The following is a 26,053-nucleotide window of genomic DNA, read 5'->3' as shown; positions in this document are numbered from 1 at the left end:
CGGCCCAAGGCCTCGACATGACCGAGGAGTTCTCGCTCGTCGGCGACCTCGTCGACCGCGACCGCCGGAGCGACCGCCCCGCGCTTCACGCCGCGGAACTCGACCGGACGTACAGCTACTTCGACCTGTGCAACACCGCCGCCAAGGCCGGGAACGTCCTCAGCCACGTCGGCGTCCGGGAGGGGGACCGACTCGTCGTCGACGCCGCGCCGCACCCGCAGGCGGTGTTCACCTTCCTCGGCGCCGCGCTGCTGGGCGCCGTCACGGAGTTCGGGTCGGACATCGATCCCGGGTGCGACGCCCGCGGGGTCGTCGTGCCGGTCGAACGGGAGCCCGAGTTCGACCTGCCCGGCGGCTCGAAGCTCGTCGCCTTCGGCGGCGATCCCGAGCGGCCGGACACGACCCATTGGGAGGAGGAGGTGTGGAGCGAGAACCCCGCGTTCCCGCCGACCGTTCACGATCCCGCCGACCCCGTGATCCGCGACCCGGAGGCGGACCGAACGTACTCCCACGCCGACCTGCTCGCGGCCGCCCGCGACGCGGCCGACGCGCTCGACCTCGACACGGACACCCGGGTTGCCGTGCGGGCGTCGCTCTCGGACCCGCGGACGGTCGCGGCGGGCGTCCTCGCGCCGCTCGTGACGGGGTGCTCGATCGTGCTTCCGGCGGGTGACGACGCGGAGGACGCCACGGCGGCGGTCGTCGCGGGCGACGGGAGCGTCCCCGAGGAACGGGTGCTGGACGCCGCCGACGTGACGCTCTAGCTCGCCTCCCGCAGCGCCTCCAGCGCCTCGGGGTTCTCCATCGAGGAGAGGTCGCCGGGGTCCTCGTCCTGATGGACGGCCGAGATGGCCCGCCGGATGATCTTCCCCGACTGCGTCTTCGGGAACTCCCCGACGAACAGGATCTCGCGGGGGCGAAACGGCTTGCCGTGCTCCTCGCCGACGAGGCCGCGGAGTTCCTCCCGAAGGTCGTCGGACGGGTCGACCCCGGATTCGAGGACCACGTACGCGACGACGGCGGTGCCGGTGGTGTCGTCGTCGACGCCGACGGCCGCGGCCTGGTTCACCGCCTCGTGGTCGATGAGCACGCCCTCTATCTCGGCGGGACCGACCTTCCGGCCGGCGACGTTGAGCGCGTCGTCGGCGCGGCCGTGGAGGAACCAGAAGCCGCCCTCGTCCTTCTGCGCCCAGTCGCCGTGGTTCCACATCGGCGGGTCGGTGAACTTCGACCAGTACTCCTCGAGGTAGCGCTCGTCGCCCGACCAGAGGCTCTTCGTCATCGAGGGACAGGAGTCGCGCGCGACGAGGTAGCCACGCTCGTGGGTGTCGGCGATCGACTCGCCGTCCTCGTCGACGATGTCGATGTCCATCCCCAGTCCCGGACCGCCGAGCGTACACGGCTTGAGCGGCTGGTCGGGCATCGGCATGAGGAAGCAGCCGCAGATCTCCGTGCCGCCGGAGATGTTGATTATCGGGAGCTCGCCGCCGCCGACGTGCTCGTGGAACCACAGCCAGCTCTCGGGGTCCCACGGCTCGCCGGTCGACCCGAGGATCCGCAGGCTGGAGAGCTCGTGGCCCTCGACGTGCTCGTCGCCGTGCTTGCGCAGCGCGCGGATCGCCGTCGGCGAGATGCCGAACTGGGTCACGTCGTGGCGATCGATGGTCTCCCAGAACCGGTCCGGACCGGGATGGTCGGGCGCGCCCTCGTACATCAGGACCGTCCCGCCGAACGTGTGGTTCCCGATGAGGGTCCACGGCCCCATCATCCAGCCGATGTCCGAGACCCACCAGAACACGTCGTCGGGCTTCCGGTCGAAGCCGAAGTGGATCTCCTTCGCGCACTGCAGCTGCACGCCGGCGTGGGTGTGGACGATCCCCTTCGGCGTCCCCGTCGTCCCCGAGGAGTACAGCAGCATCGACTCCTGATCGCTGGGCAGCGACTTCGTCTCGTACTCGCTCGACCGCTCGCCGACCGACTCGCTCCACCACTCGTCGCGGCCGTCGTCCCACGGGATCTCGGTGTCTGAATCGGGACTGCCGGCGCCGAGTCGGTCGTACACGACCACGTCCTCGACGTGACCGGCCTCCTCGATCGCCTCGTCTGCGGTGTCCTTCAGGAGCACCTCGCTGCCGCGGCGGTAGAAGCCGTCGCCGGTGAACAGCACCGAGCACTCGGAGTCGTCGATCCGGGTCGCGGTCGCGTCGACGCCGAAGCCGGAGAAGATCGGCACCGCGATCGCGCCGACCTTGAAGCAGCCGTAGAGGATGCTCATCACCTCCGGCACCATCGCCATGTAGAGGCCGACGGTGTCGCCCGTCTCGACGCCCCGCGATTCGAGGTAGTTCGCGACGCGGTTCGACTGCTCGTGGAGGTCGCCGAACGTCACCTCGCGCACGTCGCCGGGCTCGCCCTCCCAGACGCAGGCGACGTCGTCGCGGGCGTCGCCCTCCGCGTGGCGGTCGAGGACGTTGTGCGCGAGGTTGATCTCGCCGCCGGGGTACCAGTCGGTGAACTGCGGCCCGTCCGCGTCGTCACGCACCTCGTCGTACTCCTCGTAGAAGTCGATCCCGAGGTAGTCGACGACCTCGTCCCAGAACCAGTCGACGCCGGAGTCCGGCTCGCCCTCGATGTCGGTCGTCGTGCGCTCGATCAGCGACTCGTAGTCGTCGATGCCGTACTCGCGCATGAACGCGCGGACGTTGGTCGCCTCGGCGACCGCCTCGTCGGGCTCGTGGACCACGGTGTCGATGCCGACCGCCCGGTCCGGATCCTCGTTCATGGTCGGCCGTTTTTGCGGGGAGGGCAAGTAGCTTTACACGATGGACGGCTCCCTCGGGACCGTCCGAGCCAAGAGCGAAGTACTGTGGGGGAGTAGTCGACCCCATGACCGACGACACCGCCGGCGAGTTCGACCCCGCGACCGCCCTCGACCTCTCCGACCGCGTCGCCGTCGTCACGGGCGGCACGCGGGGGATCGGCCGCGCGATCGCGCTCGGCCTGGCGAACGCGGGCGCCGACGTGGTGCCGACGAGCCGAACCGCCGCGGACGTGGACGACGCCGTCGCGGCGGTCGAGTCCCGCGGCGTCGACTCGCTGGCGTGTCCGACCGACGTGACCGACACGGACGATGTGACCGCGCTGATGGCGACCGTCCGAGCGGAACTCGGCGGCCCGGACGTCGTCGTCAACAACGCGGGCGTCAACCCCGACGGCGCGCTCGGACCGCCGGAGGCGACAACGGAGGACGCCGAGGAGTTCGTGCTCGACGTGAACCTCCGCGGCGCGCTCCGGTGTGCCCGTGCGGCCGCCGAGTCGCTCCACGCGAGCGACGGCGGGAGCCTGATCAACGTCGCCTCCGTGGGAGGGGTGGTCGGCCTCCCCAGACAGCATCCGTACGTCGCCTCGAAGCACGGCCTCGTCGGCGCGACGAGGTCGATGGCGCTCGACTGGGCGCCCGAGGTGCGCGTGAACGCGGTCGCCCCCGGCTACGTCCTCACCGATCTCACGGCCGACATCGAGGGGAACGAGCGGTTGGTGGAGTCGATCCGCGACCGGACGCCCCTCGGCCGGTTCGCCGACCCCGCCGAGGTCGCCGGCCCCGTCGTGTTCCTCGCGAGCGACGCCGCGAGCTACGTGACGGGCGCGTGTCTCGCGGTCGACGGCGGGTGGACCGCGCGGTGAGGCGGTCGTCCCGAACCGGACCGCGTCGCCGGCGAGGACCCTCCACAACTGGTAACACACCGGGCCGCGTACTGTCGCCCATGTACGTCCGCGACGCCAAGAACCGTGACGAGGCGTGGCTGCTCGAGCACATCGAGGAGATGGGCCTCGACGAACGCGCGTTCCGGTCGCGCGACTACGTGATCGCGGTCGAGGAGGGGTCGAACACCCGCGCCGGGTTCGGCCGCCTACGGGTCCACAAGACCGACGACGGCGAGTTCGTGGAGCTGACCGGGATCGGAGTGTTGGAGTCGTGGCGGGGGCAGGGGATCGGCGCGCACGTCATCGAGCGGCTGGTCGAGGAGGCGGGCGACCAGGAGTTCGAGGCGGTGTACTGCTTCACGCCGACGGCGCCGTACCTCGAGCGGTTCGGCTTCGAGGCGCTCGACGACGACGAGGTCCCCGACGCGCTCGTCGACCGACTCGAACAGGTCCGCGCCGACGAGGGCGAGGACGCGACGCCGCTGCGACTCGAACGCGAGGAGTTCGTGCTGCCCGAGCGGTTCCGCGAGCGGTTCAAGGCCGCCACCGCCGACGGCGGCGGCGCGGAGCCGGAGGTGACGGAGACCGCCGAGGACTTCGGCATCGACCCCGACGAGGCGACCTACAAGTACGACACCGGGAGCTGACCGCGACCCGGCGAACGGACCCGCCTCCGGCGATCAGGTCCGCCCCTCGAGGAAGTCCGTGGAGAACACGAGGTACGCGAGCATCGAGCAGAACAGGACCGGCGGGAGGAGGAGAAAGCCCCACAGCGGTTCGAGCCCCTGGAGCAGGATCAACACCACGTTGCCGACGCCGATCACGAGGAACGGCAACACGGCGAGCGCGGCCCGTCGCCTGTTGCGCCCGGACGACTCGGCCGTCGGATCGTCGGGAGCGTCGCCGCCCGCCTCGGGCGCGTCGGACCCGTCCGACGTATCGGCGGCGTCGGCCGCCTCGCCCGTACTCGTGGCCATACTCCGAGTCGGACCTACGCCCACAAAAGCGCCCCGCTCGTCGCCGCCGCCGCCCTCGCACACGTTCGGTCCCACCCGACCGGATCGGAGCGATCCGCTCGGTTCGAGTCCGGGCGGGTCGGGTCAGTTCGGTTCGAGTCGGGTCAGTTCACCGCGTCGTCGTCGAACCGTGAGGCGACGGTCACGAGGCCGAACAGCGCGGCGAGCACCGCTATCGAGAGCACGGCGCCGTACACCGCGACGGCCGCCGGCGTTCCCGGGACGGTGACCACGCCGAACATCGCGACTGAGCTGACGGCGTTGTTCGCGGCGACGACGTAGCCCGCGGCGGCCGCGAACAGCGTCACGACCGCGGCCGCCCCGAGCAGGTACGGCCGGCCCGACGCCTCGATGACGGTCGTCTCCCCCTCGATCAGGTTCCCTTGGCCGCCGAGTCGGTCTTCGCCGGTTCGGTCCTCGCCGTCGTCGACGCCGTCGGCGGGCGCTCGGTCGCTCACGCGCCCGCTTGGGTCGCCGGCGTCAAGGCGCTGTCGGGTGCGGTACGGCGCGGTCGGGTTCCGCTCCCGAGGAGGCGTCGCCGCGACGACACACCGTTAAGTGCGAGCGGGCGGTCGCCCCGAGCATGCCAGCCGATCCCGCCGACGACCCGCTGATCGCCGCCGCCCGCGACGCCTTCGCCGACGCGTACGTTCCCTACTCGGATTACCCGGTCGGCGCGGCGCTCCGAACCGCCGACGGCACCGTTTACGTGGGCTGTAACATCGAGAACGCCAACTACTCCAACTCCCTGCACGCCGAGGAGGTCGCGGTCGCGGAGGCGGTGAAGGACGGCCACGCCGAGTTCGACCGCCTCGCAGTCGCCTCCGACGCCCGCGACGGCGTCACCCCCTGCGGGATGTGCCGCCAGACGCTCGCGGAGTTCTGCGACGCCGACATGGAGATCGTCTGCGACGAGGGTGACGGCGTGACGACGTACACGCTTGGAGAACTGCTGCCGGACACGATCAGCCTCGAAACGCTCACCGACGCTGCGGACGGCCGCCGGCAACGGTAGCTGCTCTGCGATCGGCCGATCGGTCGGATCGCCGCGATCGATCGCGGCCAGGTTCGCAAAACGGAGGGGTTCGACGTCCGCGACCGCGCCCGGCGACGACGGCCGTGCCCACGGTCGCGTCGTCCGTTCGCCGGGTGCGGCTCTTCCCGTTCGACGGCGCTGTCGCCGCTCGAACGCGAGGTTACTCGAAGAGTTCGACGGCCTGTTCGTAGCGCGTCGCGGGCTCGTCCCAGTCGACGACTTCGAAGAACGCGCTGACGAAGTCGCCGCGGGCGGGGCCGTAGTCGTAGTAGTAGGAGTGCTCCCACACGTCCAGCGCGAGGATCGGGTGGCCGCCCCAGATCGCGCCCTGGTCGTGCTTGTCGACCACGACGTTGCGGAGTTGGTTCGAGAACGTGTCGTACACGAGCAGCGCCCAGCCGCTGGCGTTGCCGGCGGCCGCCTCGAACTCGCCCTTCCACGCTTCATAGGAGCCGAAGTCCTCGGCGATGCGGTCCGCGAGCGCACCCTCGGGCTCGTCGCCGCCCTCGGGGCTCATGTTCTGCCAGAACAGGTCGTGCAGGATGTGTCCCGACGAGTTGTGCGTGACATTGCGGATCGCGCCCGGCGAGGAGCCGAACTCGCCGTTCTCGCGATTCTCTTCGAGGGTCTCCTCGGCGCTGTTCCAGCCGTTGACGTAGCCCTGGTGATGGGTGTCGTGATGCCACGTCAGCACCTGCTCGGAAATGTGCGGTTCGAGTGCGTCGTAGTCGTACGGCAGCGGATCGAGTTCGTAGCTCATGATAGTATTCCTCCGACTACTACAACGGCGTAATAGCTGTTAAAGGTTGAGAAGCTGACTGGTACCACATGACAAGGGCCGGACCCTCGGGTCGCGGTCCGCCTCGCCGGTACCGACGGAGGGAGGCCTCCGGGACGCGGTAGTGGCGGGCATGCGGGAGTGGCGCGGCGTCGGGCTTGTCGGCGGCTGGCAGGTGTCGGCGAGCGTCTGCTTCTACGCGGTGTTCGCGACGACGGCGTTCCTCCGTGAGGACTTCGGCCTCACGCGGTTCCGGACAGGATTGGCCGTGACGGCGGTGATCGCGGGGTACACGCTGTCGCTGTTCGCCGCGGGGGCGGTCGTCGACGCCTACGGCGAACGACTCCCGATGGTCGGCGGCCTCCTCGCGATGGGCGTCGGCTGCGTCGCCGTCGCTGTGGCACCCTCCTACCCGCTCGTGCTCGCGTCGCTCGTGCTGCTCGGCGTCGCCTACGCGACGGCGATGCCGGCGACCAACCGCGCGGTCCTGGTCGTCGCACCGGCCGGCCGTCGCAACCTCGCGATGAACGTGAAACAGGTCGGCGTGACCGCCGGATCCGGGCTCTCGGCGGGCCTGATCACCGTCGCCGGCGCCGGCGACGACTGGGAGACGGGGTTCCTCGTCGCCGCCGCGGTCGCCGTCGTCGTCGCGCTGGCGTTCGCCCGCGACTACGAGGGACGAGCAGGTTCGGGCACCCTCTCGGCGCCCGACATGCGCGGCCTGCTCTCGGGGCGGGGGTACCGCGGTCTGCTCGTCGCCGGCTTCTTTCTCGGCGCGGCGGTGTTCACCACCACCGGCTACGTCGTCCTCCACATGACCGACGCCGTGCTCGCCTCCGCCACCGTCGCCGGGGGGACGCTCGCGGCCGTGCAGGTGACGGGAAGCCTCGGACGCCTCGGCGGCGGCGCCGTCGCCGACCGCCTCCCGCTGTCGGCGTCGGTCGCGAACGCCCGCGTGCTCCTCGTGCAAGCGCTCGTCAGCGTCGTCGGCTTCGTCGGCGTCACGCTCGTCGGCGGGCCGCTGGTCGCCGCCGCCGCGTTCGCGCTGTTGGGCTTCTTCGTGCTCGGGTTCCCGGGGATGTACTACGGCTGTCTCACCGCCATCGTCGACGACGACGAGGTCGGGGCGGCCACGGCGGGCGGCCAGACGGCGATCAACCTCGGCGGCCTCGTCGCACCTCCCGCCTTCGGGTACCTCGCCGACACCGGTGGCTACGCGCTCGGGTGGTACTTACTGGCGGGCTGTGCGGCGCTGGCGGCGGTCGCGCTCGTGCCGCTCGTCAGGGAGTAGGGGAGACGAGGAGTCGCGACCGGGCCTACTCCGCGCCGGCGATCGCGCCCGGCTCGTAGGCGTCGTGCTGGCGGGTGTACTCCATCGTCGTCGCCACCGACTCGGCGATCTCCGCGCCGGCCTCGCGCTCGACGATGTGCAACGCGAGGTCGATCCCCGAGGTGACACCCCCCGCCGAGAGCACGTCGCCGTCGTCGACGACGCGCTCCTCGCGGACCTCGGCGGCTGTGTCTCGGAGGTCGTCCAACGCGCCGGCGTGGGTGACCGCGGGTCGGCCGTCGAAGACGCCCGCCTTCGAGAGGAGCATGCCGCCGGTACAGACGGACGCGACGGTCGCGCCGGCGTCGTGGTGGGCCGCGACCGCCTCTGGGATCGCGCCGCGGTCGTACTCGGCTCGCGCGCCCGCCTCGCTGCGGTCGTTCCAGCCGCCGCCCGGCACCACGAGCAGGTCCACCTCGCCCGCCTCGGGCAGTTCGGCCTCGGCCTCGACACGCATTCCATGGCTCGCGGTGACGAACCCGGGGCCGTCGAGCGCCACGAGCTCGGTGTCGAAGTCGGCGCCGGCGCCCTCGGCGTTCTTGAACACCTCGAACGGACCGACCGCGTCCAACTCGTCGAACCCCTCGTACAGCAGCACGGCGATGTCCATATCCGACACTGAAGCGCCGGGGGCAAAGTCGTATCGCGGACGGCAAGGCCATCGGCCACGGCGGCGAGGGCGCCGTCTCAGTCCGCGCTCGCCTCCTCCTCGTCCTCGCCGCGGGCGCGCTTGTACATCGAGAGGGCCCGCTCGCGCATCTCGGAGTGCTCGACGATCGGATCGGGGTAGTCGGGCGCGAGCTGTCGCCGCCGACCGACCGACAGCTCGTGCCACGAGTGGACGTTGTCGGCTGAGACGCCGGAAAGCTCCGGGACGTACTCGGAGATATACTCGGCGTCGGGATCGTAGCGCTCCCCCTGCGTCATGGGGTTGAAGATCCGGAAGTAGGGCTGGGCGTCCGTCCCCGTCGAGGCGGCCCACTGCCAGCCGCCGTTGTCGTTGGCGGTGTCGTGGTCCGCGAGGTGTCGCTTGAAGTGCTCGTAGCCGTGGCGCCAGTCCAGCAGGAGGTCCTTCGTGAGGAACGACGCGACGATCATCCGCACGCGGTTGTGCATGTACGCCTCCTCGCGTAGTTGGCGCATGCCCGCGTCGACGATCGGGTATCCGGTCTCGCCGTCCTTCCACGCCTGCAGGTCCGCCATCGCCTCCTCGCTCTCGCGCCAGTCGATGGGGTGCTCGTACTCCTTGTAGTTCTCCGTCACTACCTCCGGGTTCGCCCACAACACCTGTGTGTAGAACTCCCGCCACGCGAGCTGGGAGCGGAACTCCTCGACGGACGCGACGGCGTCGTGCTCCTCGGCGGCGACGCCGTCGTCATCGGCCATCGCCTCCGCATCCCTCATCGCCTCTTCGGTGGCGGCGTACACCTCCCGCACGCCGATCGTTCCCCACTTGAGGTCCGTCGAGAGCCGGGAGGTCGCCTCCCTCGCCGGGTAGTCGCGGTCGTCGTCGTATCGGTAGACGGCGTCCTCGCAGAAGTCGGCGAGTCGGTCGCGGGCCGCTTCGGTCCCCGCCGCCTGCACGTCCGCCTCGGGCTCCGAGAAGCTGAGGTCCGCGATGTCCGGGAGCGGATCGTCGGCGACGGCGTCGGCGTCGACGAGGTCGTCACCGGCGGGCACGTCGAACGGGTCGGTCTTCTCCCGGTCGTGCCACTTCCTCCCGAAGTAGGTGAACACCGAGTACGGGTCCCCGTCGTTGGTCGTGATCGTGCCGGGCTCGTGGTGGACGGCGTCGTGGTGGGTCTCGCGGGCGACGCCGGCGTCGTCGAGCGCCATCCGGACGCGGGCGTCGCGCTCGCGGGCGAGGCCGGAGTAGTCCTCGTTCCAGACGACCGCCTCGGCGTCGTGATCCGCCGCGAGCGTCGGGAGCACCTCCGCGGGGTCGCCGCGGGCGACGACGAGGTCCGAGCCGCGCTCGCGGTAGTCGTCGCGCAGTTCCGCGAGCGCGTCGAGCATGAACCGCACCCTCGGGCTCGCGGCGTGATCCAACACGTCGTCGTCGAAGACGAACACCGGAACGACCGCGTCGCCGTCGGCGGTCGCCTCGGCCGCGGCCGCAAGGCCGCGGTTGTCGGCGACTCGCAGGTCCCGCCGGTGCCAGAACAGGCGCATGAAATCGGACAGGGGCGCGACGATAGTAACGTTAGTGGCGGGCGAACCGTGCCGCGTTCACGGCGGGTCGATCCCGTCTCGGCGGCCGTCGAGGACGGCGAACCGTTCCCCACGCCGTCGCTCCAACAAGCGCAGCAGGCGCTCGGCCCAGTCCAGCTTCCGGGCCTTCATCCCGTCCACGTCGGGGTCGTCGAAGTCCCAGCCGGGGAAGACGAGCCGTTCGGCGCCGCAGCGGTCGGCGAGGAACGCCGCCCGGTCGCCGTCGGTGAATCCGCCGTAGTTGGCGACGGCGTCGACCGGGGCCGCCTGCGTCGTGACGAGCGTGTGCGCGGCGTCGTAACGGGGGAGCCACTCGTCGACCAGATCGCCGTTGTCGCCGTGGGCGTGAGCGACGACGACCGCGCCGCGCTCGGTCCGCGCGAGGCCGGCCTCGGGGTTCTTGTCCAGGTCGGTCACCATCGCGTCGGCGTCGACGCCCGCGGCGGCGAGGCGGTCGGCGGCGGTCGAGGCCGCGAACACGAGGTCCGCCTCCCGTGCGAGGTCGGCGTCGGCCTCCAGCGACGGCCCCGCTCCGGCGACGGCGACGGTCGCATCCGAGCAGTCCAGCCTGTCGAGGTCGAACGGCTCGGCGTGGACGGCGGCGCGGTCCCTGACCGCCTCGTCGGCGGCACGGTCGAACCCGAAGTCGGCGAGGATCGCCTCGTAGATCGGCTCCCACTCGGTGAACTCCATGGTTGTGACTAGCGACGTAGCGACGCGTAGTAATACGGGATCGGGCCGAAAGCACACCAGAGTACCCCTACCCGCGGTGTCCTTCCGGCTTCCACCGTCAGCTATCGACCGATCGGGTATAAGTTTTCTTACTCTGTCGGACGTGCGACGCACGACAGCGCGGCGTCCAACGACTCCGTAGCCCCGCTCGCGGCCGCTGCGGCGGCAGCGGTTTCGGCGACGGTCCCGACCAAAAGTGCGGACGACTCCGTCCCATCCGAGACCAGTACCGCCGACGCGTCGGCGGTTGCGGCGCGCAGCGCCCCGATCTCTTCGGCGCCGAGTCCGTCGAACTCGTACACGCGAGCGACGGCGTCGGCGGCGACGGCGGGGTCGCCGCCGAACCGGTCGACGTGTCGGCGGGCGTCTCCGATCGTCGCCACGTCGAGCTCCTCGACGGCGACCTCACCGCCCCGTTCCGCCCGGTCGCGAGCGAACTCCTTCCCGATGAGCGCGGCGTCGCGCGTCTCGGCCACGTCGTGCGTACGGACGATGTGAGCACCGCGCTCGACGGCCATCGAGGTGGCCGCCAGCGAGACGGGCAGCGCCCCCTCCGTGTCGCGGCCGGCGACGCTCCGGAGGAAGTTCTTCCGGTTGATCGACACGAGGATCGGGCGACCGTAGCCGCGGAACTCTCGAAGTCGGTGGAACGTCTCCCGGTCGTCCTCGAGGGTTTTCTCCTCGGACCAGCCGCCGAAGGCGGGGTCGATCATCGTCTTGTCGGTGAAGCCGTTGAGCGACAGCGCCTCGTAGATGTCGTCCACCTCCTCGACTGCACCCGGTCGCTCCAGGTCCGGCGGCGACGCCATCTTCGCGACGGCGACGTCGTGTTCCGCACAGACCCGGGGCATCTCCGGATCCGCGAACCCGCAGATGTCGTTCACCATGTCGAAGCCGCGGTTCAGCGCCGCCTCGGCGACCTCGTGATACCGCGTCTCGATGGAGAAGACGGCGTCGCCGGAGACGCTCTCGATCGTCTCGATCGCGGTGTCGAGCCGCTCCAGTTCCTCCTCGGCCGAGAGCACCTCGAAGCGCTTGTTCGCCGACTCCAGCCCGACGTCGACGATGTCGGCGCCCTCGCCGATGAGTTCCTCGTCGACGTACGCCGCCGCGTCGCCGGGGTCGTCGTACACGCTGGGGTCGTACGGCGACTCCTTCGAGACGTTCAACACGCCCATGATCCGCGGCGGGTGATCGTCGCCGATCGGGAGGCCGGCGGCGTCGACAGTTCGCATGAACCGTGACAGGGGATCCTCGCGTTTCGGTGTTGTGATCGCGGAGGCGACACCCTCAGCCGATGACGGACGGACGGCTGGATCGACGACGTGCGGCCGGTCGGATCGACGACGAACGGCCGGGGGTCGCTGGGCGCAGAGCGCGCCGCTTATCCCCTGCGCGCGGCAAGGCGAGGGAAATGGGTAAGGTGAGCATCGGCCTGCGCGGCTGGCGCTTCGAGGAGGACGAGATCTTCACCGACGCCGGCGGGTGGCGACCGCTGGAGGAGATCCCGAAGGAGCCCCGTCATCGGCTCGTGCGGCTCCAGGTGGTCATGAACAAGCCCTGCGACGCCTGCTACCTGATCCACGGGGAGGAGGACAAGGAGCGGTGCCGGGTCGCGAGCATCGTCTACGGCGAGCCCCTCGACGAGCTGGTGTTGTGTGACGAACACGAGGCGGACTTCCTGTTCTGGTTCCGCGAGCGCGGCGGCGCCTCGATCGCCGGGGAGGAGACGTTCCGCGACGCCTTCCACGAGTGGTTCGACGACGGCGGCCGCGCCCCCGACGGCTACGGCGGGATGGAGCACGTCGAGGAGGCGCCCGAGGAGCTGCCCGACCTGCGCGACCCCGAGGACCTCTACGAGGACGACGACCTGCTCGCGGACGAGCGACCGGACTTCGAGGGGGGAAGCGGAGGCGACGCCGACTCCGCCGACGCCGTGGAGGAGGCCGACGGCTCGACCCCCGGCGACGAAGAGGACGACTTCGACCTCGATCTCGACCGCGAGTACCCGACATGAGCGACGCGGACGAGCGCGAAGGCGGCCACGACGACCGCGAGTTCGTCGTCGTCGTCGTGGAGCCGGAGACGCCGGGCAACGTCGGCACCATCGCCCGGGCGATGAAGAACTTCGGGCTGACGGACCTGAAGCTGGTCGACCCGCCGGAGATCGACCGCGACAGCGAGGCGTACGGGTTCGCCGGCCACGCCCGCGAGGACGTCCTCCCGAACGCCGACACGGTGACGTTGGAGGAGATAATCGAGAACTACCACACCGTCGGCACCACCGCGATCACCGGCGAGGACGCCCGACGCCACGTTCGATACCCGTTCAAGACCCCCGCCGAGCTTCGCGAGTCGCTGGCGACGGTCGACACCGATACGGCGCTGGTGTTCGGCCGCGAGGGGACCGGGCTGAACAACGAGGAGTTGGCGCAACTGGACGAACTGATCTCCATCCCCGCGAACCCCGACTACCCGGTGATGAACCTCGGTCAGGCGGCGACCGTGACGCTGTACGAGCTTCGCTCGCTGTTCCTCGACGAGTACCAGCTTCCGGACGTCGAGCACGAGCGGGCCGCCGAGCCGGAGATCGAACGCTTCTACGAGCAGTTCGGCTCGTTCCTCGCGGAGGCGGAGTCGCGCGATCACAAGCGCGAGCGCAGCGAGCGTCTGATCCGCCGACTGGTCGGGCGCGCCCACCCGACCAGCAAGGAGGTGACGACGTTGACGGGCGTGTTCCGGCGGGCGACGGATCTCATGGAACACGCCGACCACAGCGAGCGCGAACGCACCGGCGACCGCACCGACGAACGCGACGGCGAACCGCGGGCCCGCTGACGGAGATCGATGCGCTCGCTGCTGGGGGCGCGTGAGCCGACTGCGACCGGGTACCGTCGCCGGTTCGTCCCTACCAGTCCCTACTCGTCGCTCCGGCGGAGGTACATCACGTTCCCGATCATCGAGAACACCCGCTCGTCGTCCTGATTGAACGTTCTCGTCCGCGCACGGATCAGCCCGCGTTCGGGCCGCTCAGGGACCTTCTCCAGCACCTCGTTCTCGATGTGGAGGCTGTCGCCCGGCCGCACCGGCACCGGCCACCGGAGCTCGTCGACGCCCTTCGCGCCGACGGTCGCGGCGTCGGCGAGGGTTCCCTCGACGAGCAGGCGCATCGTCATCGCGGCGGTGTGCCAGCCGGAGGCGATCACCCCGCCGTACGGCGACTCCTCGGCCGCACGGTCGGGCTCGGTGTGGAACCACTGCGGGTCGTACCGCTCGGCGAACGACAGCACCTCCTCGCGAGTCACGTCGTAGTCGCCGTTGGTCTCGACCGTTCCGACCTCGACGTCCTCGTAGTACACCGGCATGGCCGGCGATCCGTTCGCGAGCACATGAAACCCGGTGTGGGCGGTGTAGTACGCGTCGACTACCGGCCCCCGCGTGTTCGCACCGGCCGTGAAACGACGTGAACGGTCGACGCCCATATATCGGTGAGCGCCGTGGATCGGGACGCCCCTACCCCGGTGTGCTATTCGCATGCCGTCGATCGTGTCGTCGGATCGTGGACCCGTCGTGCGGCGGATCCGGCGGCTCGATCGGTCTCTCACCGACGTGGAGCCGCCGCCACGACCGCCGTCGCCCGGTCCGTCCCGAGCGCGATCCGGACCCGTTTTGGGCGCGCGGGGAGAATCCTGCCGTAATGGATGACGATCTCAGAGCGCGTGTGCGCGCCGAGGCGGAGACGCACGCCCTCTACAACGCCCTGAAGCACGGTTCCGATCCCGAGGTGGGCGCCATCATGGGCCCGTTGATGGGCGAGAACCCCGACTTCCGACCGCACGGCGACGAGGTGCCCGGCGTCGTCGCGCCGGCGGTCGCGGAGGTCTCGGGGATGAGCGACGACGAGCGTCGCGAGCGCCTGCTCGAACTCGACCCCGAACTGGTCGAGGAGCTGGAGGCCGAGGAGGAGGAGGACGATCGGGTGCTCCCCGAGCTCCCGAACGCCGACGAGTACGACCAGATCCGGATGCGCCTCGCTCCGAACCCGAACGGCCCGTGGCACCTCGGCTCCGCGCGGATGCCGGCGGTCATCGGGACGTACAAGGAGCTATACGACGGCTGGATGCTCTGCCGGTTCGACGACACCGACCCCGAGACGAAGCGTCCGGATCTCGACGCCTACGACGAGATCCTCGACGCCATCGACTACCTCGGGTTCGAGCCCGACGAGGTACTGAAGGCCAGCGATCGCGTCAAGACGTACTACGACCACGCGCGCGAGCTCATCGGAAAGGGCGGCGCCTACACCTGCTCGTGCCCGGCCGACCACTTCCGGGGGCTGAAGGCCGACGCCGAGCCCTGTGAGCACCGCGACAAGGACGTGGAGACGGTGCGCGAGGAGTTCGAGGCGATGGTCGACGGCGAGTACTCCGCCGGCGAGATGGTGCTTCGCGTGAAGACCGACATCGAGCACAAGAACCCCGCGCTGCGCGACTTCGTCGCCTTCCGGATGGTCGACACGCCGCACCCGCGCGAGGAGGCCGCCGACTACCGTGCGTGGCCGATGCTCGACTTCCAGTCGGGGATCGACGACCACCTCACGGGCGTCACCCACATCATCCGTGGTATCGACCTCCAGGACTCCGCCAAGCGCCAGCGGTTCGTCTACGAGTACTTCGACTGGGAGTACCCCGAGGTCGTCCACTGGGGCCACGTCCAGATCGACGCCTACGACGTGCCGATGTCGACCTCGACGATCAAGGAGAAGGTCGACTCGGGCGAGCTGACCGGCTGGGACGACCCGCGCGCGCCGACGCTCGCGTCGGTGAAGCGCCGCGGGATCCGCGGGCAGGCCATCGTCGACGCGATGGCCGAGTTGGGCGTCTCCACGAGCAACGTCGACCTCGCGATGTCCAGCATCTACGCGAACAACCGCGACCTGATCGACGACGACACCGACCGACGGTTCCTCGTCCGCGACGGCGCCGCCTCCGACGCGACCGACCGCGACCGCCTCCCCGCCGACACCGCCGAGGCGTTCGACCTCGCCGGCGACGCGCCCGACACGGGCCATCCGCCCCTCCACCCCAATCACGAGGACCGCGGCGACCGCGACGTTCCCGCCACCGAGGGTGTCCTGCTGGAGTCGGAGGACGTGCCCGCGGACGGCGAACGCGTCTGGCTCAAGGGGTTCGGCTGCTTCCTTCGCGAGGGCGACGAGTTGGTCTGGTCGGGCACCGACATCAGCGACGTGCGCGAGGACGGAGTCCCGGTCGTCCACTGGGTCGGGGCCGGCGACGACGAGCACGTCCGCGTCCGGCTCCGGACGATGGACGGCGACGTTGTCGGGTACGCCGAGCCCGGCTACGCGGACTACGACGTGGACGACCTGGTGCAGTTCGAGCGCGTCGGCTTCGCCCGGTTGGACGCCGCACCCGATGACGGCGCCGAGGAGGCGGAGCCCGGGGAGTTCCTCGCCTTCTACGCGCACCCGTAGCGACGGGCCCGACCCGTTCGAACCGCGCCGGTGTCGACGGGTCTCCCCGGTCGTACCGCGTGACGTGGGCTCCCGTCGTCGGCCGACGCGTCCCGCGTCCGTTCTGCCGCGGACGGTAGCTCTTTGCCGCGACGTATGTGAACGATCACTATGGTAGAGCCGATCGCGGACGGCGAGGTGGCGCACAACTACGTGGCCGGCGAGTGGCGAGAGGCCGGCGGCGGTGAGTCACAGGCGGTAACGAACCCGGCGACGGGCGAGGAGATCGCCTCCGTCTCGTTCTCCTCAGCCGACGACGAGGACGAGGCGGTCGCGCTCGCGAACGAGGCGTTCGAGACGTGGTCGAGCACGGCCGTCGAGGAGCGCATCCAGCCGTTGTTCCGCTTCAAGCAACTGCTGGAGGAGCACCAAGAGTCGCTCGCGGAGGTGCTGGTGACCGAGCACGGAAAAACGAAGGCGGAGGCGATGGGCGAGATCCGCCGCGGCATCGAGAACGTCGAGGTCGCCTGCGGCATCCCGACGATGATGCAGGCGGGCCACCTCCCGCACGCCGCGCCGAACATCGACGAGACGGCGGTCCGCCAGCCGCTCGGGACGGTCGTCGCGGTGACGCCGTTCAACTTCCCCGCGATGATCCCGCTGTGGTTCCTGCCGTACGCGGTCGCGACGGGCAACACGTTCGTTCTCAAGCCGAGCGAGCGCGACCCGTTCACGGCCAACCGGATCGCCGCGCTGGTCGACGAGGCGGGCTTCCCGGACGGCGTCGTCAACGTCGTCCACGGCGGCCCGGACACGGTGAACCGGCTCATCACCCACGACGGGATCGAGGCGGTGTCGTTCGTCGGGTCGACGCCGATCGCACAGCACGTGTACGAGACGGCCGCGGGCGCCGGAAAGCGCGTGCAGGCGCAGGGCGGCGCGAAGAACCACGTCGTCGTGAGTGCGAACTCGGACCTGCAGTTCGCCGCCGAGCAGACCTGCTCGTCGGCGTTCGCCAACGCCGGCCAGCGCTGTCTCGCGAACCCCGTCGCCGTCGTCGAGGACGAGGTGTACGACGAGTTCGCCGAGCTGCTCGTTGCGGAGGCCGAGTCGATGGAGATCGGTCCCGGGCTGGAGGAGGGCACCGACATGGGCCCGCTCGTGTCCGGCCCACACCGCGATTCGGTGCTCGAGTACGTCGAGACCGGCGTCGAGGAGGGGGGCGAACTCCTCCTCGACGGCCGCGACCAGGAGGTGCCCGAGGCCGGATATCACCTCGGCCCGACCGTGTTCGGCGACGTGGACCCCGACGCGACGATCGCCCGCGAGGAGATCTTCGGGCCGGTGCTGGCGCTGATCCGGGCGGAGGACTTCGACGACGCCCTCTCGCTCGTGAACCGCTCGCAGTTCGGCAACGCGGCGTCGCTGTTCACGAGCGACGGCGGCGAGGCACGGCGGTTCCGCCTGGAGATCGACGCCGGCAACGTCGGCGTGAACGTCGGCACCGCCGCCGCGATGGCGTTCTTCCACTTCGGCGGCGACAAGGACTCGTTCTTCGGCGACCTCCACGCGCAGGGCGACGACGCCGTGCGCTTCTACACCGACGAGACGGTGTACATCGAGCGCTGGCCCGACAACTGACGACCGAACGGTCGATCACAGTCGTTCGTTCCGACATGTGGCGAACGGTTTACGGTGGTAGGTGTTCCCGATACACCAATGAACGAGGACGGGGACCAGTCCCCGCGGAAGACCCCGTCGCCGGGGAGCGACGTGGACGCGGTACTCGATCCCGCCCTCCTCGACCGGATGACGGACGCGTTCTTCGCGGTGGACGAGGAGTGGCGGTTCACGTATCTCAACGAGAGCGGCAGGGAGGTGATCCGCGAGGCGGCCGAGGGGTCCATCGCGGACGACCTCATCGGAGTGAACATCTGGGAGGCGATCCCCGACATCGTCGGCACCGTGTTCCACGAGCGGTATCGGGAGGCGATGCGGACGCAGGAGCCGGTCGAGTTCGACGAGTACTACGGGCCGCTCGACACCTGGTTCGAGGTCCGCGCGTACCCCTCGGAGTCCGGACTGTCCGTGTTCTTCCGCGACGTGACGGCGGAGCGGCAGCACCTGAACGAACTGGAGGAACGCGAGGAGACGCTGCGTGCGATCACCGAGGCGATCGCCGACTCCGACCGCTCCTTCGAGGAACGCGTGTCGCGGCTCTTGGAGGTCGGGTCGGAGATGCTGGACACCAAGTACGGGACGCTCTCACGGATCCGGGACGACCGATACGTGTTCGAGGTCGTGTACGCGCCCGACGACAGCGTCGCCGCCGGCGACGAGGTCGACCTGTCGACGACCAACTGCGAGCGGGTCGTCGTCACCGAGGAGTCGCTCGTGCTCAACGACACGAGCGAGGACGACGAACTGGCCGACCGCGCCGGCAACGCCGACTGGGGGATCTCCTGTTACCTCGGGGCACCGGTCCGGGTGAACGGATCGGTGTACGGGACGTTCTGCTTCTACGACCTCGAGCCCCGGACGGAGCCGTTCGCGGAGTGGCAAGTGACCATCGTCGAACTCATGGCCGAGTGGGTGTCCTCGGCGCTGGAGCGACAGGTGGTCGAGGAGGACCTGCGCCGCCAGAACGATCGCCTGGAGGAGTTCGCGGCGATCGTGAGCCACGACCTCCGCAACCCGTTGGCGATCGCGAAGGGCCAGGCGGAGCTGGCCGCCGAGGAGTGCGACAACGAGCACCTGGAGAAGGCACGACGCGCCCACGATCGGATGGACCGGATCGTCACTGACGTGCTGACGATGGCCCAGACGGGGACCGCCGTCGAGGACCCGGAGCCGGTCGACCTGACGGAGGTCGCCACGGAGGCGTGGTCGAGCGTCGACACCGCCGAGGCGACGCTCGACGCCTCCGAGGCGCCGACGGTCACGGCGGATATGGGCCGTCTGCTCCAGTTGCTGGAGAACCTCTTTCGCAACGCGGTCGAACACGGCGGGGCCGACGTACACGTCGTCGTCGAGTCGATCCCCGGCGGGTTCGCCGTCGCCGACGACGGACCGGGAGTGCCGCCCGAGGACCGCGAGGACGCGTTCGAACACGGCTTCTCCTCGCGAGACGACGGCACCGGGTTCGGCCTGAGCATCGTTCGGACCATCGCCGAGGCGCACGGCTGGACGGTGTCGCTGACTGAGTCCGCGTCGGGCGGCGCGCGCTTCGAGTTCATCGACGCGAACTGATCGACCGGGAGCCCTCCGCTGCCGCGTCGTTCCCGTGCCCGTCGTTCACACGGTCGTGACGAGGTCACACGGGCGTTCTCCCTTTCGTGACGCTTAAGTACGGCGTCCGAGTTAGACCGAACGCAGACACTGTAGGGGCATCGAGTCCCGAGTCCGGAGCCGCGATGGCTCGCGAGGCGACGATACAGCACACGGTGTTGCGGTAGCCAAGCCTGGCCCAAGGCGCTGGGTTGCTAACTCAGTGGCGCAAGCCTCCGGGGTTCGAATCCCCGCCGCAACGCTGACCACACACCAAGACATGAGTGCAGAAGAACCAGAGAACGCGCCCGACGCGGAGGAGGACGACGAGGACCTCCAGTACTTCGTCCGAATCGGCCAGACGGACCTGGACGGGACGAAGGCCGTCGAGCGCAGTCTCAGTGACATGAAGGGTATCGGCCAGCGCACGGCGCGCCTGGTGGCCGAGACGGCTGACGTGGACCGAACGGCCACGATCGGTCGCCTCGATCAGGACGACATCGACGCCATCGTCGACGTCGTCGAGAACTTCTCGGAGCACGTGCCCGAGTGGATGGTCAACCGGCAGAAGGACTTCTTCACCGGCGAGACCGACCACATCGTGGGCGGGGACCTCAACGAGAAGCGCCGCCACGACATCAACCGGATGAAGATGATCGACTCCTACAAGGGTGTCCGCCACAAGCGCGGGCAGAAGGTCCGCGGACAGCGGACCAAGTCCACGGGCCGGACCGAGGGCACCATCGGGGTCAACGTCGAGGAGATCCGCGAGGAGCAGGCCGAGGAGGAAGCGGCCGCCGCGGAGGATGACGACGAATGAGCACCGGAACCTCTACCAAGCGCTACGAGACGCCGAACCACCCGTACCAGGGCGAGCGCATCGACGAGGAGTCGGACCTGCTCTCCCGCTACGGCCTGAAGAACAAGGAGGAGCTGTGGCGCGCGCAGTCGGAACTGCGCCGCTACCGCCGCGAGGCGCGACGCCTCATCGGCGAGGCGCAGGGCGACGTCGAGGCGGCCAACGAGGCCGGCGCCGACTTCGTCGCGCGCCTCCAGCGCCTCGGCATCCTCGACGACACGGACGCCATCACGGACGTCCTGTCGCTCGACGTGACCGACGTGCTCGAGCGCCGGCTCCAGACGGTCGCGTACCGCAACGGCGTCGGTAACTCGACGAAGCAGGCGCGGCAATTCATCCTCCACGGCCACGTGGTCGTCGGGGAGGCCCGCGTCACTCGCCCGTCGTACAAGGTCGAGACCGTCGAGGAGGACCTCGTCGACTTCGACGAGCTGTCCCCGCTCGCCGACGAACTCCACCCCGAACGCGCGGAGGGTCAGTAAATGAGCGAATCCGAGAACACCGAGAGTCGCTGGGCGATCGCGAACGTGTTCGCGTCGTTCAACAACACGCTCATCACGGTCACCGACATCACCGGGGCGGAGACGCTGATCAAGTCCTCGGGCGGCGCCGTGGTGAAGCAGAACCGAGACGAGGCGTCGCCGTACGCGGCCATGCAGATGGCCGAGGGCGTCGCCGAGCAGCTCAAGGCGCAGGGTATCGAGGGCGTCCACGTCCGCATCCGCGGTCCCGGCGGCAACGCCCAGAAGTCCCCCGGGCCGGGCGCGCAGCCGACGATCCGCGCGCTCGCCCGCGCCGGGATCGAGATCGGTCGCATCGAGGACGTGACCCCGATCCCGCACGACGGCACTCGAGCGCCCAAGAAGAACCGCCTGTAACCCATGGCGGATGACTTCGACGTCGAGGTAGTCACCCGAGGCGACCGATCCGCGCGGCTGCTCGTCCGCGGGCTCACCCCCGCGGTCGCGAACGGCTTGCGCCGGACGATCCTCTCGGAGGTTCCGACGTTCTCGATCGACACCGTCCGGTTCGTCGAGAACTCGTCGGTGATGTTCGACGAGATGGTCGGACTCCGACTGGGGCTCGTCCCCCTGACGACGCCGCTCGACGACTACGAGGTCGGCGAGAGCGCCACCCTCGCGCTCGACGTCGAGGGGCCGGCGACGGCGTACTCGGGCGACATCGAGACGTCCGACGACCTCGTCCAGCCCGCCGACGAGAACGTCCCCATCATCGAACTGAAGGAGGGACAGCGGCTGGAGTTCGAGGCCGACGCGGTGCTCGACACCGGCAAGGAACACGCGAAACACCAGGGCGGCGTGGCCGTCGGCTACCGCCACCTGCAGCGCGTGTCCGTCGTCGGCGACGCCGACGAGTTCGACGACGAGGAGCCGAACATCCTCCGCGGCGTCATCGAGACCGAGGACGGGGAACTCGTCCACACCGAGGAGTTCGATTCCGACCTCACGAACCGCTATCCCGGCAAGGAGCTGGAGATCGAGGACGTGCCCGGCGCGTTCGTCTTCCACATCGAGACGGACGGGTCGATGAGCGTCGAGGAACTCACCCTCCGCGCGGTCGAGTCGTTGCGTGACCGCGCGGACGAACTGGCAGACAAGGTCGCAGTCTAATCAACAGATGATGTCGTCCCACCACACCGACCGAACGTTCGTCCCCGCGTCGGGTCCGACCGGCCAGCGGATCCGCCGTCACCGCAATGCGCGGACGGGGTGGACCGAAGGGGTTATCCGGTGGGACGGCAAACGACGGGACGCGAGCAGGGGTAGCCCAGTCTGGCCAACGGCGCAGCGTTCAGGGCGCTGTCCTTTAGGGGTTCGCAGGTTCAAATCCTGCCCCCTGCACTCCCGTTCTCTCACGACGACTCGGTCACCGACCGAGTCGACAACTCCCACTCAGGAGGTATCCGTATGAGTAGTAGCAAGACTAATCCGAGACTTCAAAACCTCATCGCCGAATTGAAGTCGGTCGCGCGGTCGTCCGATGCCAGCGTCTGGCAGGACGTCGCCGACCGGCTCGAAAAGCCGCGGCGCACGCACGCGGAGGTCAACCTCGGCCGCATCGAGCGGTACGCGAACGAGGACGAGACCGTCGTCGTGCCGGGCAAAGTGCTCGGCTCGGGCGTGCTCCGTAAGAACGTCACCGTCGCCGCCGTCGACTTCTCCGGCACCGCCGAGACGAAGATCGACCAGGCCGGCGACGCCGTCCGGCTGGAGGAAGCGCTGTCGAACAACCCCGAAGCGACGAACGTCCGGGTGATCCGATGAGTCTCGCAGAGTTCGAGGCCGACGTCGTCGTCGACGGACGCGACGCCATCATGGGTCGCGTCGCGTCGAAGGTCGCACAGAAGGCGCTCGACGGCGAGCGCGTCGCGATCGTCAACGCCGAGCGAACGGTCATCACCGGCAACACCGAGGCGACGCTCGAGAAGTACCGCAAGCGCGCGAACCTCGGCTCCGACTCGGGCCCGTACTACCCGAAGCGGCCGGACCGCATCTTCAAGCGGTCGGTCCGCGGGATGCTGCCGTACAAGACCACGAAGGGTCGCGAGGCGTTCGAGAACGTCCGCGTGTACATCGGCAACCCGTTCGAGTCCGAGACGACCTCGCCCGACGAGGGCGCGCCGGAGCCGGAGGTGCTCGACGGCACCTCCCTCGATCGCCTGTCGAACATCAAGTTCACCACCCTCGGCGAGGTCGCCGAGGACCTGGGGGCCAACGTCACATGGTAACGAACACGTCCGGAAAGAAGAAGACCGCCGTCGCCCGCGCCACCGTCACGGACGGCGAGGGGCGAGTGCGTATCGACTCCCAGCCCGTCGAGCTGGTCGAACCGGAGATGGCACGCCTGAAGATGCTGGAGCCGTTCCGCGTCGCCGGCGACGACCTCCGCGCGGAGGTCGACATCGACGTGACCGTCAACGGCGGCGGCTTCGCCGGGCAGGCCGACGCGGTCCGCACGGCCATCGCGCGCGGACTGGTGCAGTACCGAAACGACGCCGAGCTCCGCGACGCGTTCATGGAGTTCGACCGCTCCCTGCTGGTCAACGACTCCCGGCAGAGCGAACCGAAGAAGTGGGGCGGGCCCGGCGCGCGCGCCCGCTACCAGAAGTCCTACCGCTGAGGTGGTCCACCCATGATGATCCCTGTCCGGTGTTTCACGTGCGGCAACGTCATCGGTGAACACTGGGAGGAGTTCAAGGCTCGCGCCAAGGAGGGCGAGGAGGACCCGTCGAAGGTCCTCGACGAGCTCGGCGTGGACCGCCACTGCTGTCGGCGGATGATGGTGAGTCACACCGACCTGGTCGACGTCGTCTCCCCGTACCAATGAGCGGGAACCTACAGTACAACCGGTACGAGAAGGCCCGCATCCTGGGCGCGCGAGCGCTGCAGCTGGCGTACGGCGCGCCGGCGCTGATCGAAAGCGAGCAGTCCGAGCCGATCCTCATCGCGGCCGAGGAGTACGACGCCGGAGTGCTTCCGTTCACGGTCCGCCGGGAGGGGAAGTAGATGACCCTGATCGAGTCGGTGTCGCTGCGTCGCGTGCTCGACTCGCGGGGCAACCCGACCGTCGAGGCGGACGTGCTCACCCAGTCGGGCGGCTTCGGCCGCGCGGCGGCGCCCTCCGGGGCGTCGACGGGGGAGTACGAGGCGCTCGAACTGCCGCCGATGGAGGCCATCGCGGCCGCCCGCGAGCACGCGGTGCCGCGCCTCGAGGGCTCGGTCCACGCCGGCAACCAGCGCGACGTCGACGCCGCGCTGCACGCGGCCGACGGGACCGAGGACTTCTCGGAGATCGGCGCGAACAGCGCGGTCGCGATCAGCATGGCGGCGTCGAAGGCCGGCGCCGACGTGCTGGGCGCGCCGCTGTTCCAGCACCTCGGGGGCACGTTCCGTGACGCTGACCGGTCGTTCCCGGTCCCGCTGGGGAACGTCGTCGGCGGCGGCGAGCACGCCGCCGACGCGACCCACATCCAGGAGTTCCTCTCGGCGCCCGTGGGCGCGCCGTCGGTCGCGGAGGCGGTCTTCGCGAACGCCGACGTGCACGCCGCGGTCGCGGAGATACTCGCCGACCGCGGCATCGCCGCCGCGAAGGGCGACGAGGGCGCGTGGGCGCCCGCGGTCTCCGACGCGGAGGCGTTCGAGATCGTCGACGAGGCGACCTCGCGCGTCGAGGACGCGGTCGGCTTCGAGATCCGGTTCGGTCTCGACGTGGCCGCCTCGGAGCTGTACGACGCCGACGCCGGCGTCTACCGCTACGGGGACGTCGAGCGCACCTCGACCGAGCAGGTCGAGTACATGGCCGAGCTGGTCGACGAGTACGACCTCGCGTACGTCGAGGACCCCCTCGACGAGGACGACTACGACGGGTTCGCCGACCTGACCGACCGGGTGGGCGACCGCACGCTGATCTGCGGCGACGACCTGTTCGTCACGAACGTCGAGCGTCTCTCGCGAGGCATCGACGAGGGGGCGGCCAACAGCATCCTGATCAAGCCGAACCAGATCGGGACGCTGTCGGACGCGTTCGACGCCGTGGAGCTGGCCCAGCGCAACGGGCTGGACGCGGTCGTCTCCCACCGCTCGGGCGAGACCGAGGACACCACCATCGCACACCTCGCCGTCGCGACCGGCGCCTCGTTCATCAAGACGGGCACGGTCGGCGGCGAGCGCACCGCAAAGCTGAACGAACTCATCCGCATCGCGGAGGAGGCAGTATGAGCGAAAGCGAGAACGACGCAGACACCGAAGAGGCGGCCGACGCCGAGGAGGAGGTCGAGGAGACCCAGCCCGCGGCCGAGGATTCGCCCGACGAGACTGAGGCACAGCCCGAGGAGACCGAGGCGACCGAGGCGGTCGCCGACGAGGAGGCGGACGAGGGTCCGCGCTTCGACGAGGACGTCATGCCCGACGACGAGGCGGACCTCCTCATCCCGGTCGAGGACTACCTCTCCGCCGGGGTCCACATCGGGACCCAGCAGAAGACCAAGGACATGGAGCGGTTCATCCACCGCGTCCGCGACGACGGCCTGTACGTGCTCGACGTGAGCGAGACGGACGGCCGCATCCGGACGGCGGCCTCGTTCCTGGCCAACTACGACCCCGAGCAGGTGCTCGTCACCTCCTCGCGCCAGTACGGCCGCTTCCCGGCCGAGAAGTTCGCCGACGCCATCGGGGCGCGCGCCCGCACCGGGCGCTTCATCCCGGGGACGCTGACGAACCCCGAGTACGCCGGCTACATCGAGCCGGACGTGGTGGTCGTCACCGACCCCATCGGCGACGCGCAGGCGGTCAAGGAGGCCATCACGGTCGGCATCCCCGTCATCGCGATGTGCGACTCGAACAACCAGGTGAGCAACGTCGACCTCGTCATCCCGACGAACAACAAGGGTCGCCGCGCCCTGTCGGTCGTCTACTGGCTGCTGGCCAACGAGACGCTCGACCGCCGCGGCGCCGAACCCGGCTACGCCCTCGAGGACTTCGAGGACGAACTGTAAGCCGGCCGCTGGATCTCGCGATCACTCCTTTGTCATCACGTCGCCAGCGGCGGCGCCGCCGGTCGCCGTGGAGTCTCGTTCACGGCAACCGGATCCACGCGTGTCGGACGCGTCCTGTCGGCGGCGCCGTG

30 protein-coding genes and 2 tRNA genes are annotated in these 26,053 nt (G+C 69.7%); 23 read left to right on the top strand and 9 right to left on the bottom strand.

Features of this window, described 5'->3' with window-relative positions:
- Positions 1–17 precede the first annotated feature (17 nt).
- Complete coding sequence (locus GRX01_RS13280; RefSeq protein WP_159668326.1) at positions 18–764, top strand: AMP-binding protein; 747 nt, start codon at positions 18–20, stop codon at positions 762–764.
- Here the strand turns inward: GRX01_RS13280 and GRX01_RS13275 are convergent.
- The gene (locus GRX01_RS13275; protein ID WP_159668323.1) at positions 761–2,782 is read right to left on the bottom strand and encodes an AMP-binding protein; all 2,022 of its coding nucleotides are present in this window, start codon (positions 2,780–2,782) and stop codon (positions 761–763) included. The genes GRX01_RS13280 and GRX01_RS13275 overlap by 4 nt on opposite strands.
- 104 nt (positions 2,783–2,886) lie before the next feature.
- On the opposite strand from GRX01_RS13275, the gene GRX01_RS13270 reads away from it, so the two are divergent.
- Together GRX01_RS13270 and GRX01_RS13265 are read left to right on the top strand one after the other, a co-directional pair.
- The gene (locus tag GRX01_RS13270; protein WP_159668320.1) at positions 2,887–3,684 is read left to right on the top strand and encodes an SDR family NAD(P)-dependent oxidoreductase; all 798 of its coding nucleotides are present in this window, start codon (positions 2,887–2,889) and stop codon (positions 3,682–3,684) included.
- 80 nt (positions 3,685–3,764) lie between these two features.
- On the top strand, positions 3,765–4,352 hold the full coding sequence (locus GRX01_RS13265) for a GNAT family N-acetyltransferase (RefSeq protein ID WP_159668317.1): 588 nt from the start codon (positions 3,765–3,767) through the stop codon (positions 4,350–4,352).
- A 33-nt stretch (positions 4,353–4,385) separates the two neighbouring features.
- On the opposite strand, the gene GRX01_RS13260 is transcribed toward GRX01_RS13265, so the two are convergent.
- Positions 4,386–4,682 (bottom strand): hypothetical protein, encoded by a 297-nt coding sequence (locus GRX01_RS13260; RefSeq protein ID WP_159668314.1) that lies wholly within the window; start codon positions 4,680–4,682, stop codon positions 4,386–4,388.
- Positions 4,683–4,825: 143 nt separating this feature from the next.
- Positions 4,826–5,179: a DUF7520 family protein gene (locus tag GRX01_RS13255; protein ID WP_159668311.1), complete on the bottom strand. Its 354-nt coding sequence runs from the start codon at positions 5,177–5,179 to the stop codon at positions 4,826–4,828.
- An 8-nt stretch (positions 5,180–5,187) separates the two neighbouring features.
- Here GRX01_RS13255 and cdd point away from each other — a divergent pair, with 8 nt between their 5' ends.
- On the top strand, positions 5,188–5,736 hold the full coding sequence (gene cdd, locus GRX01_RS13250) for a cytidine deaminase (RefSeq protein ID WP_267903212.1): 549 nt from the start codon (positions 5,188–5,190) through the stop codon (positions 5,734–5,736).
- Positions 5,737–5,917: 181 nt separating this feature from the next.
- Here cdd and sod read toward each other — a convergent pair whose 3' ends face one another.
- Positions 5,918–6,517: a superoxide dismutase gene (gene sod, locus GRX01_RS13245; RefSeq protein ID WP_159668305.1), complete on the bottom strand. Its 600-nt coding sequence runs from the start codon at positions 6,515–6,517 to the stop codon at positions 5,918–5,920.
- Positions 6,518–6,668: 151 nt separating this feature from the next.
- Here sod and GRX01_RS13240 point away from each other — a divergent pair, with 151 nt between their 5' ends.
- Positions 6,669–7,826, top strand: a complete 1,158-nt coding sequence (locus GRX01_RS13240) for an MFS transporter (RefSeq protein ID WP_159668618.1) — start codon at positions 6,669–6,671, stop codon at positions 7,824–7,826.
- 25 nt (positions 7,827–7,851) lie between these two features.
- Here the strand turns inward: GRX01_RS13240 and GRX01_RS13235 are convergent, their stop codons facing one another.
- The 4 genes from GRX01_RS13235 to folP form a co-directional block, all read right to left on the bottom strand.
- Positions 7,852–8,475 (bottom strand): DJ-1/PfpI family protein, encoded by a 624-nt coding sequence (locus tag GRX01_RS13235; protein WP_159668302.1) that lies wholly within the window; start codon positions 8,473–8,475, stop codon positions 7,852–7,854.
- Between the two features lie 77 nt (positions 8,476–8,552).
- Positions 8,553–10,037 carry a cryptochrome/photolyase family protein gene (locus GRX01_RS13230; RefSeq protein ID WP_159668299.1) on the bottom strand — a complete coding sequence of 495 codons (1,485 nt, stop codon included), beginning with the start codon at positions 10,035–10,037 and terminating at the stop codon, positions 8,553–8,555.
- 57 nt (positions 10,038–10,094) lie between these two features.
- Positions 10,095–10,769: a 6-hydroxymethylpterin diphosphokinase MptE-like protein gene (locus GRX01_RS13225; RefSeq protein WP_159668295.1), complete on the bottom strand. Its 675-nt coding sequence runs from the start codon at positions 10,767–10,769 to the stop codon at positions 10,095–10,097.
- Between the two features lie 128 nt (positions 10,770–10,897).
- Complete coding sequence (gene folP / locus GRX01_RS13220; RefSeq protein WP_159668291.1) at positions 10,898–12,043, bottom strand: dihydropteroate synthase; 1,146 nt, start codon at positions 12,041–12,043, stop codon at positions 10,898–10,900.
- Between the two features lie 179 nt (positions 12,044–12,222).
- On the opposite strand from folP, the gene GRX01_RS13215 reads away from it, so the two are divergent.
- Positions 12,223–12,825 carry a hypothetical protein gene (locus GRX01_RS13215; protein ID WP_159668288.1) on the top strand — a complete coding sequence of 201 codons (603 nt, stop codon included), beginning with the start codon at positions 12,223–12,225 and terminating at the stop codon, positions 12,823–12,825.
- Positions 12,822–13,646, top strand: a complete 825-nt coding sequence (locus GRX01_RS13210; RefSeq protein ID WP_159668285.1) for an RNA methyltransferase — start codon at positions 12,822–12,824, stop codon at positions 13,644–13,646. Before GRX01_RS13215 ends, GRX01_RS13210 begins: the two co-directional genes overlap by 4 nt.
- A gap of 80 nt (positions 13,647–13,726) precedes the next feature.
- Here the strand turns inward: GRX01_RS13210 and GRX01_RS13205 are convergent, their stop codons facing one another.
- Positions 13,727–14,173 (bottom strand): MaoC family dehydratase, encoded by a 447-nt coding sequence (locus GRX01_RS13205; RefSeq protein ID WP_159668282.1) that lies wholly within the window; start codon positions 14,171–14,173, stop codon positions 13,727–13,729.
- A gap of 332 nt (positions 14,174–14,505) precedes the next feature.
- On the opposite strand from GRX01_RS13205, the gene GRX01_RS13200 reads away from it, so the two are divergent.
- The 16 genes from GRX01_RS13200 to rpsB all read left to right on the top strand — a co-directional run bounded on the left by GRX01_RS13200 (position 14,506) and on the right by rpsB (position 25,922).
- Complete coding sequence (locus GRX01_RS13200; protein WP_159668279.1) at positions 14,506–16,302, top strand: glutamate--tRNA ligase; 1,797 nt, start codon at positions 14,506–14,508, stop codon at positions 16,300–16,302.
- A gap of 150 nt (positions 16,303–16,452) precedes the next feature.
- The gene (locus tag GRX01_RS13195; protein WP_159668276.1) at positions 16,453–17,922 is read left to right on the top strand and encodes a CoA-acylating methylmalonate-semialdehyde dehydrogenase; all 1,470 of its coding nucleotides are present in this window, start codon (positions 16,453–16,455) and stop codon (positions 17,920–17,922) included.
- A gap of 78 nt (positions 17,923–18,000) precedes the next feature.
- On the top strand, positions 18,001–19,530 hold the full coding sequence (locus GRX01_RS13190) for a sensor histidine kinase (RefSeq protein ID WP_159668273.1): 1,530 nt from the start codon (positions 18,001–18,003) through the stop codon (positions 19,528–19,530).
- A 196-nt stretch (positions 19,531–19,726) separates the two neighbouring features.
- Positions 19,727–19,810 (top strand) — tRNA-Ser (locus GRX01_RS13185).
- An 18-nt stretch (positions 19,811–19,828) separates the two neighbouring features.
- On the top strand, positions 19,829–20,368 hold the full coding sequence (locus tag GRX01_RS13180; protein WP_159668270.1) for a 30S ribosomal protein S13: 540 nt from the start codon (positions 19,829–19,831) through the stop codon (positions 20,366–20,368).
- The gene (locus GRX01_RS13175; protein WP_159668267.1) at positions 20,365–20,889 is read left to right on the top strand and encodes a 30S ribosomal protein S4; all 525 of its coding nucleotides are present in this window, start codon (positions 20,365–20,367) and stop codon (positions 20,887–20,889) included. Before GRX01_RS13180 ends, GRX01_RS13175 begins: the two co-directional genes overlap by 4 nt.
- Complete coding sequence (locus GRX01_RS13170) at positions 20,890–21,285, top strand: 30S ribosomal protein S11 (RefSeq protein ID WP_159668264.1); 396 nt, start codon at positions 20,890–20,892, stop codon at positions 21,283–21,285.
- Positions 21,286–21,288: 3 nt separating this feature from the next.
- Positions 21,289–22,038, top strand: a complete 750-nt coding sequence (locus GRX01_RS13165) for a DNA-directed RNA polymerase subunit D (RefSeq protein ID WP_159668261.1) — start codon at positions 21,289–21,291, stop codon at positions 22,036–22,038.
- A 146-nt stretch (positions 22,039–22,184) separates the two neighbouring features.
- Positions 22,185–22,269 (top strand) — tRNA-Leu (locus GRX01_RS13160).
- Positions 22,270–22,335: 66 nt separating this feature from the next.
- The gene (locus GRX01_RS13155) at positions 22,336–22,692 is read left to right on the top strand and encodes a 50S ribosomal protein L18e (protein WP_159668258.1); all 357 of its coding nucleotides are present in this window, start codon (positions 22,336–22,338) and stop codon (positions 22,690–22,692) included.
- On the top strand, positions 22,689–23,156 hold the full coding sequence (locus GRX01_RS13150) for a 50S ribosomal protein L13 (RefSeq protein ID WP_159668255.1): 468 nt from the start codon (positions 22,689–22,691) through the stop codon (positions 23,154–23,156). The genes GRX01_RS13155 and GRX01_RS13150 overlap by 4 nt, the downstream gene beginning before the upstream one ends.
- Positions 23,150–23,548 (top strand): 30S ribosomal protein S9, encoded by a 399-nt coding sequence (locus GRX01_RS13145; protein WP_159668252.1) that lies wholly within the window; start codon positions 23,150–23,152, stop codon positions 23,546–23,548. Before GRX01_RS13150 ends, GRX01_RS13145 begins: the two co-directional genes overlap by 7 nt.
- Before the next feature lie 12 nt (positions 23,549–23,560).
- Positions 23,561–23,755, top strand: coding sequence for a DNA-directed RNA polymerase subunit N (locus GRX01_RS13140; RefSeq protein WP_159668249.1), 195 nt, complete (start codon positions 23,561–23,563; stop codon positions 23,753–23,755).
- Entirely contained in the window at positions 23,752–23,934 is a 183-nt protein-coding gene (locus GRX01_RS13135; protein WP_159668246.1) for a DNA-directed RNA polymerase subunit K, read from the top strand. Before GRX01_RS13140 ends, GRX01_RS13135 begins: the two co-directional genes overlap by 4 nt.
- The gene (gene eno / locus GRX01_RS13130; protein WP_159668243.1) at positions 23,935–25,146 is read left to right on the top strand and encodes a phosphopyruvate hydratase; all 1,212 of its coding nucleotides are present in this window, start codon (positions 23,935–23,937) and stop codon (positions 25,144–25,146) included.
- Positions 25,143–25,922: a 30S ribosomal protein S2 gene (rpsB, locus tag GRX01_RS13125; RefSeq protein WP_159668240.1), complete on the top strand. Its 780-nt coding sequence runs from the start codon at positions 25,143–25,145 to the stop codon at positions 25,920–25,922. The genes eno and rpsB overlap by 4 nt, the downstream gene beginning before the upstream one ends.
- The last annotated feature ends 131 nt before the right edge of the window (positions 25,923–26,053 follow it).

This window comes from Halobaculum saliterrae (assembly GCF_009831625.1).
GTDB classification, from domain to species: domain Archaea; phylum Halobacteriota; class Halobacteria; order Halobacteriales; family Haloferacaceae; genus Halobaculum; species Halobaculum saliterrae.
The sequence above is the reverse complement of the archived record's forward strand: the minus strand, read 5'-3'. Positions and strand labels throughout refer to the sequence as shown.